We start from the raw sequence: 14,808 nt of genomic DNA on the forward strand, positions 1-14,808 counted from the left end.
GAGGCCAGTTCCGATCCTGCGTTTGCCTCGGCCTCCTCTCAGGCACACGTCCGCATTCGCGGCGGACTGCCCAAGCGAGAATCCGATGTCGATTGTCCGTTGCAACGTGACACAAACAAATGACAACATAGAGTGTCAAATGTCAATTGACCTTTCGAATTTGTTTGACGTCAGAGGTTTTTCCGGTTTGAGGTGGCGCAAACGATATCAGGCGGAGTGAAGGATGACGGATAGCGGACGGGCAAGCTGGATGATCGGCGAAGGCAAATCGCTGCCGCCCGAGTTCGACGACGGCGTCGTATGGGCCGCATGGCTCTATTACGTCGATCAACTGACCCAGAGCGACATCGCCAAGATACTCGGCATGTCGCGCGCTACCATCGTCAACTACCTGCAAGAAGCGCGTGAGCGGGGGCTCGTTTCGATCCGCGTCAACACCGACATCGGCGGGCGTGTTGCAATTGCGCGAAAGCTCAAAGAGGCGTTCGGGCTTGAAGGTGCGCTGGTCATTCCAGCCGGCGAGCCGAGCTCGCTGGTCACGAGGCTCGGCGAAGCAGGCGCGCGCCTGCTTGCCGACATGGTGAAGGAAGGCGACACGATCGGCGTGGCCTGGGGGCGGACCGTGCTTGCCGTCGCCGACCAGATTTCGCTGGCAGAGCCCCTTGGCGGTCTTACGGTCGTCCAGGTGTCGGGCAGCTCGATCGCCAATCCCGAATTCTCGCCGGAATTCTGCACCTCGCTGATGTCGCAGCGGATTCATGCGCGGTGCGTCAACCTGCTTGCACCTGCCCTGCTCTCGACGCCGGAACTCAAGCGCTGGCTGCTTGCGGAACCTGTGCTCGTCAAGCAATTCGAGCTCATCCATTCCACCAATATCCTGGTCTTCGGCGTCGGCGACATCGGGCCTGACACGCTGATCCGTTCGGCGAATGTGGCAAGCCAGGAGGACTTCGATTCCTATCAGGCACACGGCGCTGTCGCTGTTCTGATCTGCCGTTTCATCGATGAAGCGGGCCGTCAGGTAAACGGCGAACTCGACGATCGCATGGTCGGCATCGAGCTCGATGAACTCGTGCGTATCCCGAGCCGGCTTTGCGTTGCCGGCGGCGCCAACAAGGTCGCCGCTATCCGCGCGACCATGAAAGGCGGCTATGCCACGCACCTCGTCACCGACACGGAAACCGCCGAGCTGCTGCTGGCGGAGGGCGCTTGAGGCGCTCGGAACGGAGCGCCTCAGGGATCGGCCTCAGTTCGCCTTGACGCGCGCCGTTCTCATGAATTCCAGCGTCGCCTCGAAGGAGGTGATGCCGGCATCGGACCCGAGACCCGTCGCCACCAGTGCCGCAGATGCCTGAGCGAACTTGAGCGAGGTTTCCGTGTCCATGCGGTGGTGCAGGCCGGCGATGAAGCCGGCATTGAAGGCGTCGCCGCAGCCGGTCGTATCGACGATATCAATCTCGAATGCCGGCAACTTCAGGCTCTTTCTCGCGGGGTCCATGAAGTAGACACCGTCGCCACCCAGCGTGAAGACGCAGTGTTGAACGCCGAGATCGGCGAAGAACAGTGCCGCATCCTCGGCCGTCTTGCGCCCGGAAATCAACATGGCTTCCTCTACGGAGGGCATGAAATAGTCGATGTAGGGGAAGAGCGGACGGATGAGGGAAAGTGTCTTCTCGCTGGCGCCGAGAAGGTCGAAGGTGACGGTCTTTCCCTTGCGCTTTGCTTCTTCGAGAAGCACACGGCTCGGCTCGCCGTCGAGGCGATCGAGCAGGCCCGTCCCGCCAAGGTGAACGATCGGCGCCATCGTCACGCGATCGAGCGCGTCGGGCGCGATTTCGAAATGGCCCGATGCGCCGCGGACGTGAAGCGCCGGCCTTTCGCCGTTGCGGCGAATATTAAGGATCGTCGCGGAGGTCGGAACACCCGGGAGCCGCTGCATTTCCGCCGTATCGACACCGAAGCGTTGAAGCGCCGAAATGACGAAATCGGCTTTTTCGTCGTCGCCGACAGCGCCGACGGCCAGGCAGGCGAGGCCGAGTTTCGCCAGGTCCACAACGGTGCCGCCGGCAGTACCGGCGACGGTCAGGCGGATTTCATCGATGAATTCGACATTGCCACCCGCAGGAATGCGGTCGACGGGGCGACCAAGGATGTCGAGTATGTAAAGTCCGATTACCGATACATCGTGCGCCATGCACTCAAACCTTTCTCTTGAAACATAGTAGTCAACCGACGTCGGCCCCAGCCGCCTTACCGGCGACCGCAGGCCGGGCCGTCATGATTGTTTGCCGCGGATCGAGAAGATGGCGCCGGCCAGAATGATGAAGATACCGACAATGACGAACTGCCAGGTGCTCGGAATGCCGACGAGGATGAGCACGTTGCTGACGAGTGTAATCAGGATCACACCCAGGAGCGTACCGACTACACTGCCTGAACCGCCCGTGATCCGCGCCCCGCCGAGAACAACGGCAGCGATAATCTCGAGCTCGGCGCCAGCGAGGTCGAACGGGTTGGCGAGGCGATTGCTGGAGACGTGAATGATCCCGGCAATGCCGGCAAGAAGCCCGGCATAGCCGAAGACGAAGATGTGAACCGTACGCAGATTGTAGCCGAGGCGCTGGGCGACATTGGCGTTGCCGCCAACGGCGTAGACAGCGCGGCCAATCAGGGTTCGTTCGAGGATCCACCAGGTGGCGAGGGACGCCACTGCCAGCACGAGCACGAAGGCCGGAAGGGTCGAAGTCGAACCGTTGTCGCTATGATGCGTGACGAGCGCAAGCTTTCCGAACGCGTCCATTGCCGCCGGAATGTTCATGAACAACGCTGTGCCGACAAAGGTGAGCAGGAAACTGCGGATCACATATTGCGTGCCGATCGTCACGATCAGCGACGGTGCTTTCAGCGTATGAACCAGGACGCCGTTCAGTGCGCCAAAGCATGCGCCGCCGACAGCGCCGAGCGCAAGGATCGCCAGGATCGGCATGTCCGGCACGACGTTCACGACCAGCATCGTGACGGCATACATGACGAAGGCGGCAACCGCCGTGAACGAGACATCGATGCCACCCGAGGCAAGGACGACGAGCACGCCGAGGGCGAAAAGACCGCGAACTACCGAAGCACGCAAGATGTCGAAGAGATTCGAGGTCTGCCAGAAGTCCGTATTGATCGCACCAACCGTGAGCGCGACTGCCACGATGAGGACCAACGTAAACACCGGCGGATGCCGCACGAGCCAAGTCCAGGCGCCGGCAATGGCCCCTGCACTGCCCGATCGGGGTTCAGCTGCGGAAAAGGTGGTTTCGGTCATTGCAGCCTCTTGATTGTATCGTCGGTGAGCGCGCGATAGAGGACATCTTCCGCCAAGCCTTCGGCGGTGAAGGTTTTGACGACGCGGCCCTTGCGCATGACCATGATGCGGTCGCAGTTCTGCAAAAGTTCGGGCAGGTCGTCGCTGATGATGATGACGCCCATGCCCTCGCCTGCAAGTCGCTGAATGATGCGGTAGATCGTGTCCTTGGAGCCGACGTCGACGCCGACGGTCGGGCCGTGAAGGATGAGAAGTTTCGGATTGATCGTCAGCCAGCGGCCGATAAGCACACGCTGCTGATTGCCGCCGGAAAGCGACTGGACCGGCTTGTCGACACCAGCCGAAGCGACCTGAAGATCGCCGACCGTTTGCTCGGCAAGCCTGCGGCTGCGTTGACCATCGAGGATCCCGAAGGCGTTTCGGAGCCGGTCGAGCACCGGCACCACGATATTGTCCCGGATCGATTGCGACAGGAACAAGCCTTCCGAGAGCCGGTCCTCCGGTACGTAACCAATGCCCGAGGCGATGGCGTCGGCGGGTCTCAGAAGGCGGATCTCTTTGCCCTCCAGGCGGACGCCGCCGCTTTCCGCTGACGACACGCCAGCGAGCGCAAGGGCCAATTCGTTGCGCCCGGAATCGAGCAGGCCGGTAATACCGACGATCTCGCCCTTTCGCAGCGAAAACGACACGTCCTCGAAGTAGCCGGATCGCGCCAAGCCTTCGATGTCGAGCAGCTTTTCACCGAGCGTGACCGCGGCGCGCTGGCGCGCGTCGTCAAGCACCTTGCCGGTCATCCAGAACGCGAGATCTGCCTTCGAGTGGGTGTCGACATCACATTCGGCAACTTTCTGGCCGTCGCGCATGATGATCGCGCGCCCACCGAGCGATTTGCATTCATCGAGCTTGTGGGTGACGAACAAGACCGCGACGCCCTTGGAGCGCAGGCGGTCGACGACGGCGATGAGGTTGTCGACCTCGTGTTTGGTGAGGGCCGTGGTCGGCTCGTCCATGATGACGAGACGGGCGTCGGATGCGATGGCGCGGGCGATCGCGATTAGTTGACGCGTTGCCATTGGCAATTCGTCCGTTCGCGTCGAAAGGAAGGTGCGGTTTGTCGGCAATCCCACAGCCGCAAGCGCGCGCTCGGCGGTCGCGCGCATCTTCGGTATGTCGAGCCGGCGCGCGAGCTTGCCCGAGGAAGCCACCAATTGCTGTGTCAGGCCGATATTCTCAGCAACTGAAAGGTTCGGGAGCAGCGAAAAGTCCTGGTAGACCGTCTCGATACCAGCAGCCAGAGCCGCCACGGGCGTCAGATCGGCAACCGTCTCACCGTCGATCAACAGGTCGCCGGCGTCCGCAGCCTGAGCCCCGGAAATGATCTTGATAAGCGTGCTTTTCCCACAGCCGTTTTCGCCCATCAGGTGATAGATGTTGCCGGCTTCAATTGAGAAGCTCACGCCCTTGAGCGCGCGTACCCCGCCGAAGTGCTTCTCGACGTTGCGCACCTCCAGAAACGGAGGCAAGGACTGCTGCCGCGGGTGCGGTTCGCTAGCACTGGGCTGAGGCTGCATGGATTTGTCCTGATGCTGCATGGATCGACGCTCTAAAGGAGTCCATCGCGCCGGAGCCGGCGCGATGGGATTGACCGGTTGAGCCGATCAGAACGGATATTTGCCGTAGTTCGACTTGTCGACRTCGACCCAGGCTTCGCCGACGACGATGATGCCATCGCCAGCACCCTTCTTGACCGCCACCTTTTCGTAGCCGGGAACGCCAAGGTCCATGCCGTCCTTGATCTCCTCACCCTTGATGACCATGTCCGCCACCTTGTTCATGACGTAGCCGGCGTCCTTCGGGTCCCAGAAGCTGATGCCATCAACGGCGCCGGATTCGAGATAGGAAGCGGTGTCCTTCGGCAAGCCGATGCCGAACACGCAGGTCTTGTCCTGGAGGCCGGCCTCTTCGACCGCGCGCCCGATGCCGATGACGTCGATCGCCGACCCGCCCTGGAAGCCCTTGATGTCGGGGTACTTGCGCAGAATTTCGCGCGCCTTCTCGTAGGCGCGATTGGCGTCATTGAAGGACTCGTTCTTCTCCGAGACGAGTTCCATTTCCGGGTACTTCTTGGCGTTCTCGGCGCCGCCGTCAGCCCACTGGACGTGCGTCAGGCTGCCGAGCGAGCCGACGAAAGACGTCCACTTCCCGGACTTGCCCATGCATTCGGCGATCTTCTCGTTGAACCGCGCTCCGAAAGCCTTGTTTTCGAATGCTTCGATGTCGACGAGGGTGTTCTTCATGCTATCGGCTTCGTGGGTCACGACCTTGATGCCGCGTTGGGCGGCACGCTTCAGCACGCCTTCGAGCGACGCCGCGTCCATCGGCACGACGGCGATGGCGCTGACCTTCTTGGCGACCAGATCCTCGATCAGACGTGCCTGCTGGGCAGCGTCGGCCTTGCCGGGGCCAATCTGGCTGGTGGCGACCGTATCGTTGTCGTTGCCATAGGCCGTCACGCCTTCGTTCATGCGCGTGAACCAGTTCTCGCCGGTGACCTTGACGACCGTGACGATGGACGGCTTTTCATCGGCCGAAGCGATCGCCGCACCCCAGATGGTGCTGAGCGCCACGGTGCAGGCGGCAAGCTTACGAAAATCAGACATAGTTCCTCCCATTGTGCCTTCGGGGAAAAGAGCCGCTGGCGTGCGAAGGCCCGCGCCGGCGTTGATGAGGAAGAGGGTTAGGTGCGGGCGAATCTCAGCCAGGCTTTGAAATCGAAGCCTGAGATCGCGATGAAGATGAGCAGGAGAACACCCCAGGCGAGATCCCGAAAGAAATTGGAGATGTTCATGAAGTTGAAGAGGCTCGATAGCATCTGCAGCGAAGTTGCCGAGAGCACTACGCAGATGACCCGTCCGTAGCCGCCCTCCGGGCGAACGCCCGCCATGACCGCAATGAGGATCGCGATGAGGACGTACGAACTGCCGTAATCCCATTTCATGCTCGACGTGCGTGCGGCGATCACGATCCCGGCCACCGACGCCAGCAGGCCGCACACCGTGTAGGTCACGAACAGAATCCGCTTTTCGCGAATGCCGGCGTAGCGTGCCGCCTTGGCATTGTTGCCGAGCAGAAGCAGGCGCTGTCCGAAGGGCGTGAAGCGCAGCACCACCCCAATGCCGAGCGCGACGACAAGGAAGAGCGCAAAGCATTGCGGAATACTGAGGATCGAGGCATTGCCGAAATCATCGAGCGGCTCGACATAGCCGAGGCTGAGCGCCGAACCATTTGTGAGGACGACGGCAAGCCCCGTGAAGAGCAACTGGGTGCCGAGCGTCGCAATGATCGGCGTCAATCCGAGCCGGGCGATCAGCAAGCCGTTCAGCATGCCGCCGACAAGGCCGATCGCAAGTGCCGCGCCGATGAAGCTCCACGTGAAGAGGAGCGGCGCATCGTCGGCGGAGATCGCATCACGCAGGAAGAAGTAGGCTGCAACACCGGAAAGGTTCGCCAGAGCGATGCCGGAGAGGTCAATGCCACCATTGCCGGACATCATGGCGAGCATCACCCCGAGGGCGAGGAAGCCGAGCTCGGGAACCTGCGAGGCCATCGACTGGAAGTTATAGAGCTCGACGAAGCTGGCGCCGACGAGCACCGCGCCGGCCACGACGGCGGCGACGTTGACGGTCGCCAGAAAGCCCAGCTGTCGATCCACCTGAAAAGCCAAGATCATTCCTCCCACCCTGGTGTCTGCGCAGCTTGAAACCGCTCCCTAGGCCGGCGATTTTTGCTCCTGTCTCCCCTGAAGCAACCGGCTTAAGTGGCGTTCGTTACGCACATTTGACATTTGCCAGCGATAGGTGTGTTTTGTCAACAGCCTTCTTCACGTTCCCCGATCGCAGCGTGAGACTTGGGGGAGAATGGCGGGAAACAGCTTCTTCTGGACCGTCTGGCCTTATGGCTTGGCTACGGTGTCGAACCGTTACACAGTCGGCTCCACGAGACGTTCCGGGGCCGGCATACCAAGCAGCATCAACGAAGCCTAAAGACGCGAATTTCAAGCGAATTGAATGTCGCCCTGACAGCTGAGACTCGTCGGCGCCAAGTCGGAACGTCGCTTATTCACGCCGCATGGGATGATCTGCGAAAAGGGGATGCGGGCAGCTCGTTCTGAGCGCCAATCCGGCAGCAGCGCCGGCGCACCCGATCTGGGGCGCACACGGCTACGTGCCGCCTCTCCGGTACAGTGCGTTCGCAATCTCCATAAGAGCGAAGAAGCACCGGCGCGTCACGACGACAGGTTCACGTGAGTGGAAGGATGTCAAAATCAATCCAGAAAAGGAACCATGTACAATGGCTTAGGCCGACCTCCTCATGTCCTTTGCCAGGCGAGAACGGCGTGAGAACCGAATGAACTGCCGCGCCCGCCCGGTGACGGACGCGGCTTTGATTGCGCCCTAAGATCCCGCCAGTTCCTTGAGGCTCCGCTCGACGATATCGAACATCTCGTCGACCTCCGTCCTGGTGATGATCATCGGCGGGCAGAAGGCAATCGCGTCGCCGATGTTGCGTGAAATCAGGCCGTTCTTCTGCAACAGGGCCGCCGCCCTGGCGCCCATCGTTCCCGTCGGCGCGCCGTCGGCGGCCTCCAGTTCCAGGGCCCCGATCAGCCCGACACCGCGTGCTTCGACGGCAAGGGGATGCCGCTCCAGTGCGTTGAGGCGCTCGAGAAAATGTGGTGCCAGCCGGCGCACGTTTCCGACGAGATCGCGCTCCTCGATGATCGCCAGGTTCTCCAGCGAAACGGCGGCGGCGACGGGATGGCCGCTTGCCGTGTAACCGTGGCCGAGCACGCCGATCCGGTCTGCCTCGCAAGCGATCGGCTCAAAGACGCGCTCGTTGATCATCAGCGCCGAGATCGGCTGGTAAGACGAGGAGAGCTGCTTGGAGACCGTCATGATATCGGGGCGCAGCCCATAGGTTTCCGAGCCGAACATGTTGCCGGTCCGGCCGAACCCGCAGATCACTTCGTCGGCGATGAGCAGAATGTCGTGGCGGTCGAGCACTTCCTGGATGGCGGCCCAATAGCCTTCCGGCGGTACGATGACGCCGCCGGCGCCCATCACTGGTTCGCCGATGAAGGCGGCGATCGTTTCCGGTCCCTCCTCAAGAATCATCGCCTCCAGCTCCTCGGCGCAGCAGCGCGAGAAGGCAAGCTCGTCCTGGCCCGGTTCCGCTCCCGTTCGATAGTCCGGGCAGGTAGTGTGCAGGATATTCGGGAACGGTAAATCGAAGGAACGATGATTGTTTGGCAGACCCGTCAGACTGGCGCTCAGCGCCGTCACGCCGTGATAGCCCTTGATTCGTGAGATGATCTTCTTCTTCTCAGGTCTGCCGAGCGCGTTCGAACGGTACCACACGAGCTTGATCGCCGTGTCGTTCGCCTCCGACCCGGAATTGGCGAAATAGACCTTAGACATCGGTACGGGCGCCAGCGATACCAGCTTCTCCGCCAGATCGGCAACGGGCCCGTGCGACTTCTGCGAGAAGGTGTGGTAGTAGGGCAATTGGCTCAGCTGCTTGCGCGCAGCCTCGACCAGGCGTTTCTCGCCGAAGCCGACGGCGACGCTCCAGAGCCCTGCCATGCCCTCGATGTAGCGCTTGCCGCTGTTGTCGAAGACATGGATGCCCTCCCCCCGCTCGATCACCATCGGCCCTTCGCGTTCCAGGCGTCGGGGATTGGTGTAGGAATGGAGGTGATACGCCATGTCCCGCGCTTCGGTGGAATTTGGCTGTGCGGTCATTGGCGTCTCCCTGCTGCAATTTCAAAGCGTGATATCATAGGTAATCCAATCGGTGCGTGACGCGACACGATCATAAAGCGTTCGTGCACGATAATTGTTGTCGCGTGTGATCCAGCGGACGACGTTCCAGCCGCGGTCCCGCCCGATCTCGGCGACGGCGCGGATCAGTGCAGGGGCTGCACCGCTACCACGGGCCTCGGGTACAACGAAGAGATCGTCGAGAAAGCCGCCGCGCGCGGCGAATAACGGCCGGATGTATTCGCGAAAATGTGTCAGGCCGACCGGGCGGCCAGTGCCATCGAGCGCAAGCCGGCATTCAAGCCGGCCGTCGCAGATCCAGCCCCAGACCCGATCACGCATTTCGTCGGTCTGCTCGACGCCATAGTAGCTGGCAAACCCCGCGTGGAGCTCGTTCCACGCGGACCTGTCGCCCTCAGCTGCGGCGACGATCGTGATATCACCCATTGTTACCCCCGACCCTGGGTGGGCGAACCGCCCACCCGCCAGCCATTTTCGACACTATTGCCAGGCAGCCGCCGAACGCTTGCGATACATCTCCCGGAACTGATCGGTGGAGACCGGCAGCAGATCGCCGCTGTCCCAGTCGAGGATGACCGCGTAGCGACGCACGGCGTCCAATGCATCGATGTCGCCGGCCTTGAACCGCCTGGAGACATCCTCCGGATCAGCCGCCAGCCAATCGTTGCGTTCGGCGCGGATCTGCCGACGCAAGGCAACGGTCGCATCCTTGTCGATCTCATAGGTGCAGATTTCCGGATCGATCGGCTGAATGACGACGCCGTAGTCCTTGGCTGCGCGTTCGACCGAGACATAGTTGTCGATGACATCCTCCAGCACGCGCTTCGGATCGCGTTCCAGCGGATCACCGAAACCACCGCCGCCGGCGGTCGGACGGGAGAAGACATCGCCTGGTTCGATCGCCACATCCGAGAAGGTCGCGCCGAGCCACTCCTTTTTTCCGCTCGCCGCGCGCGTCAGCGTCAGCCCGTGCGGTATCGACGGCAGGCCGCCCTCGATACCCCAGACGATCGCCCTCTCGCGGTCGCAGATATAGGAGATCACCGTGCTCTCCGCCTCGAGCATGCGCGAAGTCTTCAGCACCCCGGCTCCGCCCCGCCATTTGCCTGGTCCGGCAGAATCCTTGAGCACCTCGAACTCGGTCGTCAGGATCGGGTTCGCCCTTTCCTGTCCTTCCACCGGCTGGGCCATCAGTCCCGTGCCGAAGCAGGCGGTGGTGACATTGCAGCCGTCCTTGCCGTTGCGCCCGCCCCAACCACCGGGCAGCCAGTCATAAAACATGAAGATCGGCTTTTCTTTCGCCCGGGCATCGCGCCCACCGGTCAGGAGATATTCGAGGTTGAAGGCGCAGGCGATGGCCCGCTCCGGAATGATCTTCGACCAGATCTCGTAGATCGCGTTCATGATCTTCTCGAAGGGCATCAGGAAGCCGGTGACCGCCACCGGCCATTTCGCATCGACGATAGAACCTTCCGGGGCGATGATCTCAAAGACGCGATAAAAGCCGCTGTTGAGCGGAAGGTCCGGGAAGAACGTCTTCATGCCCGCAGCGACCGCCGAGAAGGTGGCGCCGAAGGCCGAATTGTAGATGGACCCGATCGTCGGGTGGCTGCCGGTGAAATCGTAGATCGCCCGGTCGCCCTTGATCGTCAGCTTGACCTTGATCGGGATCATGCCCTCGCTGCCGGCCGGATCGCGGTCGATGAAGTCCTGCGTTTCCCAGGTCCCGTCGGGCAGCGCTGCGATGCGCTGGCGCATGGCGCGTTCGACATAGTCCTGCACGGCACCGAGGCCCTGCTTCACGGTGCCTTCACCGTATTTGCCGACCAGACGAAGGATTTCGCGTTCGCAGACCTGCGTCGCCTGCGCCTGGGCGTGAATGTCGCCGATGATCGAGGCCGGATCGCGCGTGTTCGAAGCGATGAGGTTGGCGACGTCCTTGCAGAACCGGCCGCGATCAAAGAGGCGGATAGGCGTGATGCGCATGCCTTCCTTGAACATTTCCTTCGCTGCCACGTCGAAGGAGCCCGGCACGCTGCCACCGAGGTCCGACCAGTGGCCGTTAGACTGGCTGAAGGCGATGATACGGCCGTCGACGAAAATCGGACGGATCAGACGCACGTCGTTGAAATGCGTGCCGCCGGCGTAAGGATCATTGATGGCATAGACGTCGCCCGGATGCATGTCGCCGTCGAAGGCGCGGATGACGTCCTTGCAGGTGAAATGTAGCGTGCCGACATGCACCGCGATGTCCTGGTTTCCCTGTGCAGCCGAATTGCCCTCGGCATCGTGCAGCGCGCTGGAGAAATCGCGGTTGTAGATGACGAAGGAATAGCAGGTCCTCAATATCTGCTCTGCCATCTGGTCGACGCTGGTGATGAAGGAATTCTTCAGCACCTCGAAGGTTACGGGGTCAAGGCTCTGCAGTTCAGACATTCTTCTCACCTTCGATACGGATGATGATGTTGTGGAACTGGTCGACTTCGGCGCGTGTGTCCGGTGGAATGACGACCGTGGAATCGAGCTGTTCGACGATGGCGGGCCCGGCGAGAACAAGCCCGGCCGGCAGGGTTTCGCGCTCGTAGACCGGTGTATCCAGGCCACGTTCGCCATCGAACCAGACCATGCGCCGCGTCTTCGGCTCGGGCACGATGCCCGTCGGCTCGTGGCGTGCGAGCGTCGCCTTCGGCACCAAGCCGATCGCCTTCAGATTGATGCGGAAGAGGCTGACCGGCGTTTCGTCGCGGCGGAAGTTGTATTCGCGTTCGTGTTCGCGATGGAAGGCTTCGACGAGCGTCGCTATCTCCGTCATGCCCGAAGAGGCGGAAACCGCGAGCGACCGCCATTGGCCGAGATACATCATGTCGATGCTGCGCTGGAGCACGACATCCTTTTCAGCGACGCCCTCATGGGCAAGCCGATCGAGCGCCTCCTTTTCGAGGCGGAGAAAGGCTGCCTCGATCGCCGCAGGATCGGCATCGGCCGCCGCCTTCAGGTAGCTCTCCGAGAAGTCGTGCTGCATGTCGACGAGCAGGCAGCCGAGCGCCGAGGTCACACCGGGATTGGGCGGCACGATAACGGCGGGGATCGAGAGCTCGCGCGCAATCGCCGCCCCGTGAAGCGCGCCTGCGCCACCGAAGGCGACGAGCGCAAAGTCGCGCGGGTCATAGCCGCGGCTGATGGAGATTAGCCGCACGGCATCGGACATGTTGGCATTGGCGACACGGATGATCGCGTCCGCGGCTTCGTGCACACCGAGACCGAAGGGCTCGGCCACGCCCTCCTTGACAGCAACCTCTGCCAGCCCCGCATCAAGCGTGATCTTGCCCCCGGCCAGACTGGTGCCCAGGCGACCGAGGACGACATTGGCATCGGTGTTGGTCGGCTGTTTGTTGCCCTTGCCATAACAAGCCGGACCCGGGTTTGCGCCGGCCGATTGGGGGCCGTTGCGCAACGAACCCGCCTCATCCGTCCAGGCAAGCGATCCGCCGCCAGCACCAATCGTCAGCACCTCGATCGAAGAGAAGCGGATCGGGTAGCCGAATTCGATGAACCAGTCTTTCGTCACCCGCGACTGGCCATCATAGGCAAGCGACACATCGGTCGACGTGCCACCCATGTCGAGACCGATCGAGTTCTTGAAGCCGCAGAGTTCGGCGATGTATTTGCTGGCAATCGCGCCGGCAGCGATACCGGATCCGGCGAGCCGGGCGGCGAAGTCCTCCACACTCTTCGGCGTCATCACGCCACCGCCGGTATGGAGCAGCAGGAGGTCGCGCTGGTAGCCGTCCGCGGCAAGGCGCTTGCCGAGCCTGGAGGTATAGTCGACGACCACCGGGCTCAGTGCCGCATTGGCCACGGTGGTCGAAAAGCGCTCGTGCTCGAAGATCTCCGGCAGCACTTCCGACGAGGTCGAGACCGGCACGCCGGGCATCACCTCGATCAGGATCTCCTTCATCCGCCGCTCGTTCTCGCCATTCATGAAGGCGTTCATGAAGCAGACCGCGACGGCGGCGACGTTGCGGCGCTTGAGGATACGGGCGACCTCGCGGGCTTCCTCCTCGTCGAGCGGCGTCACGACCTCCCCCTGCGCATCGACGCGCTCCGAAACAACGAGCCTGTCGCGCCTGGGCACATAGGGTGGAACGACATCCTTGTAGGTATCCCAGAGGTCTTCCTTGTTGGCGCGCCGGATCTCGATGACGTCGCGGAAGCCTCTCGTCGAGACCATGGCCGTGCGCGGCAGCCGCCGCGTGATCAGGGCGTTCGTGGCAACGGTGGTGCCGTGCGAAAACAGCGCCACCTTCTTGAGATCAATGCCAGCCTTTTCCACACCCGACATGATGCCATCGATGGGATCGACCGAGGATGAAGTCTTCTCTACCCGGATGAGACCCGTCGTCTCGTCCATGATGCAAATGTCGGTGAAGGTGCCGCCGACATCGACCGCTACACGAAGGTTCTGCAAGTTCCGTCTCCTGTCTCGAAAGTAGAAATCGGGCAAGGCTTCGCCGTCGGCCGAAAGCGGCCGCGGCAAGCGCTGCAGTGTTGGTGGTCGTTGCGAGCGTTTCCGTTCAGGAAGAAGTTCTTGGAAACGCTCTATCTCTTTGTTTTCACGCAATTCCAGGCGCGAGACCGCGGCGCACTTTGGCTGGATTTGCTGTCCTGATCACCCTGTCGCGACGGTGCGCGCCATCAGGTATCGCTCGCGTGCCTCGGTCGGGCTGAGACCGAAATGCGCCTTGTAATGGCGGCTGAGTTGGGCGTGGTCGCCGAAGCCCAATGCATAGGCAATCTCTGAAACCAGCTTGCGGCAGGCGGGATCCCGAAGCATTTCGTCGCAACGCAACAGCCGCTGCAGCCGGATCCAATGGCAGACGGAGGTCCCCTGCTGCTTCATGAGCTGGTGCAGATAGCGCACCGAGATACCGCACGCCTCGGCAATGGTCTGTGGTCCAAGATCAGCCCTGGCGAGATTGGCCCGCACGAAGCCTTCGACACGGTGAAGGTGGCCGAGCTGAACCGATGTCGCATCGGACATCAGCATGCGCTCGTCCGATGTCAGCGACATCGCCAGGATGTCGACGAGGTGCTTGCCGGTCATGTCGCGAGCCGATGCGTCCATTTCGACGAGCCGCGGCGCAATCAGGCGGATCATGTCGACGAAGAGGGCACCGGTGCCGCGGGTGGAATCGAAGCTCAGCGAGGCAATGCGCTCAGGCAGGCCCACGCGGGGGCGCAGCGCGACGATCGGCACTTTCAGCACCCAAAGGGTGTTCTTCGCACTATAGCTGAATTCATAGGGCAGATGGCTGCGCTCGACCAGGAAGGCGCCGGGTTTGCAGGTCACGGCCTTGCCGCTCTGCTCGAAACTGATCTCCGCCTTCTCCGGCACCGTGATCAGGTAGCTCTCCTCACGCTCGTGCAGAAGATGCCGTTTTTGTCGGCGATAAAGCAGACCATCAGATTCCAGCCGCGACAGCGAGACGGCACCGAGATCCCAGACGTTAAGCTCGCCGGAGAACTCCTGCGCGTTCTGGAAACGCAGGTCGAGCGGGAAATAGGTGCTCGACACGGCCTCGTCCCAATAACGCTTGCGTTCGAACGCAGCGGTGCCTGCCGTGGAATAACTCACGTCCATGCGAAGCTCCCATC

Annotated in this window: 11 protein-coding genes; 1 reads left to right on the forward strand and 10 read right to left on the reverse strand. The window is 61.9% G+C overall.

Features of this window, described 5'->3' with window-relative positions; genetic code table 11:
- Positions 1 to 223: 223 nt before the first annotated feature.
- Positions 224 to 1,213, forward strand: coding sequence for a sugar-binding transcriptional regulator (locus AB4Z53_RS23615; RefSeq protein WP_223729149.1), 990 nt, complete (start codon positions 224 to 226; stop codon positions 1,211 to 1,213).
- A gap of 33 nt (positions 1,214 to 1,246) precedes the next feature.
- On the opposite strand, the gene AB4Z53_RS23620 is transcribed toward AB4Z53_RS23615, so the two are convergent.
- The 10 genes from AB4Z53_RS23620 to AB4Z53_RS23665 form a co-directional block, all read right to left on the reverse strand.
- Positions 1,247 to 2,194 (reverse strand): carbohydrate kinase family protein, encoded by a 948-nt coding sequence (locus AB4Z53_RS23620; RefSeq protein WP_441597923.1) that lies wholly within the window; start codon positions 2,192 to 2,194, stop codon positions 1,247 to 1,249.
- Positions 2,195 to 2,275: 81 nt separating this feature from the next.
- Entirely contained in the window at positions 2,276 to 3,313 is a 1,038-nt protein-coding gene (locus AB4Z53_RS23625) for an ABC transporter permease (RefSeq protein WP_441597924.1), read from the reverse strand.
- The gene (locus tag AB4Z53_RS23630) at positions 3,310 to 4,884 is read right to left on the reverse strand and encodes a sugar ABC transporter ATP-binding protein (protein ID WP_441597925.1); all 1,575 of its coding nucleotides are present in this window, start codon (positions 4,882 to 4,884) and stop codon (positions 3,310 to 3,312) included. Before AB4Z53_RS23630 ends, AB4Z53_RS23625 begins: the two co-directional genes overlap by 4 nt.
- A gap of 87 nt (positions 4,885 to 4,971) precedes the next feature.
- On the reverse strand, positions 4,972 to 5,973 hold the full coding sequence (locus tag AB4Z53_RS23635; protein WP_441597926.1) for a substrate-binding domain-containing protein: 1,002 nt from the start codon (positions 5,971 to 5,973) through the stop codon (positions 4,972 to 4,974).
- Positions 5,974 to 6,050: 77 nt separating this feature from the next.
- The gene (locus AB4Z53_RS23640; protein WP_441597927.1) at positions 6,051 to 7,043 is read right to left on the reverse strand and encodes an ABC transporter permease; all 993 of its coding nucleotides are present in this window, start codon (positions 7,041 to 7,043) and stop codon (positions 6,051 to 6,053) included.
- A gap of 724 nt (positions 7,044 to 7,767) precedes the next feature.
- The gene (locus AB4Z53_RS23645) at positions 7,768 to 9,114 is read right to left on the reverse strand and encodes an aspartate aminotransferase family protein (RefSeq protein ID WP_441597928.1); all 1,347 of its coding nucleotides are present in this window, start codon (positions 9,112 to 9,114) and stop codon (positions 7,768 to 7,770) included.
- Positions 9,115 to 9,135: 21 nt separating this feature from the next.
- Positions 9,136 to 9,579 (reverse strand): GNAT family N-acetyltransferase, encoded by a 444-nt coding sequence (locus AB4Z53_RS23650; RefSeq protein WP_441597929.1) that lies wholly within the window; start codon positions 9,577 to 9,579, stop codon positions 9,136 to 9,138.
- A gap of 54 nt (positions 9,580 to 9,633) precedes the next feature.
- A complete protein-coding gene (locus AB4Z53_RS23655) occupies positions 9,634 to 11,589 on the reverse strand; it encodes a hydantoinase B/oxoprolinase family protein (protein WP_441597930.1) in 1,956 nt (651 codons plus the stop codon).
- Positions 11,582 to 13,621: a hydantoinase/oxoprolinase family protein gene (locus AB4Z53_RS23660; RefSeq protein ID WP_441597931.1), complete on the reverse strand. Its 2,040-nt coding sequence runs from the start codon at positions 13,619 to 13,621 to the stop codon at positions 11,582 to 11,584. Before AB4Z53_RS23660 ends, AB4Z53_RS23655 begins: the two co-directional genes overlap by 8 nt.
- Before the next feature lie 201 nt (positions 13,622 to 13,822).
- Positions 13,823 to 14,794, reverse strand: a complete 972-nt coding sequence (locus AB4Z53_RS23665; protein WP_441597932.1) for a helix-turn-helix domain-containing protein — start codon at positions 14,792 to 14,794, stop codon at positions 13,823 to 13,825.
- Between the last annotated feature and the right edge of the window lie 14 nt (positions 14,795 to 14,808).

This window comes from Ensifer sp. 2TAB8, from assembly GCF_052115125.1.
Classification (GTDB): Bacteria; Pseudomonadota; Alphaproteobacteria; order Rhizobiales; family Rhizobiaceae; genus Ensifer.

Bases quoted from the DNA above. Each gene is read 5' to 3' on its own strand.
- AB4Z53_RS23625 (WP_441597924.1), bottom strand. From the start codon at position 3,313: ATGACCGAAACCACCTTTTCCGCAGCTGAACCCCGATCGGGCAGTGCA.
- AB4Z53_RS23645 (WP_441597928.1), bottom strand. From the start codon at position 9,114: ATGACCGCACAGCCAAATTCCACCGAAGCGCGGGACATGGCGTATCAC.
- AB4Z53_RS23655 (WP_441597930.1), bottom strand. From the start codon at position 11,589: ATGTCTGAACTGCAGAGCCTTGACCCCGTAACCTTCGAGGTGCTGAAG.
- AB4Z53_RS23650 (WP_441597929.1), bottom strand. From the start codon at position 9,579: ATGGGTGATATCACGATCGTCGCCGCAGCTGAGGGCGACAGGTCCGCG.
- AB4Z53_RS23615 (WP_223729149.1), top strand. From the start codon at position 224: ATGACGGATAGCGGACGGGCAAGCTGGATGATCGGCGAAGGCAAATCG.
- AB4Z53_RS23665 (WP_441597932.1), bottom strand. From the start codon at position 14,794: ATGGACGTGAGTTATTCCACGGCAGGCACCGCTGCGTTCGAACGCAAG.
- AB4Z53_RS23630 (WP_441597925.1), bottom strand. From the start codon at position 4,884: ATGCAGCCTCAGCCCAGTGCTAGCGAACCGCACCCGCGGCAGCAGTCC.
- AB4Z53_RS23620 (WP_441597923.1), bottom strand. From the start codon at position 2,194: ATGGCGCACGATGTATCGGTAATCGGACTTTACATACTCGACATCCTT.
- AB4Z53_RS23640 (WP_441597927.1), bottom strand. From the start codon at position 7,043: ATGATCTTGGCTTTTCAGGTGGATCGACAGCTGGGCTTTCTGGCGACC.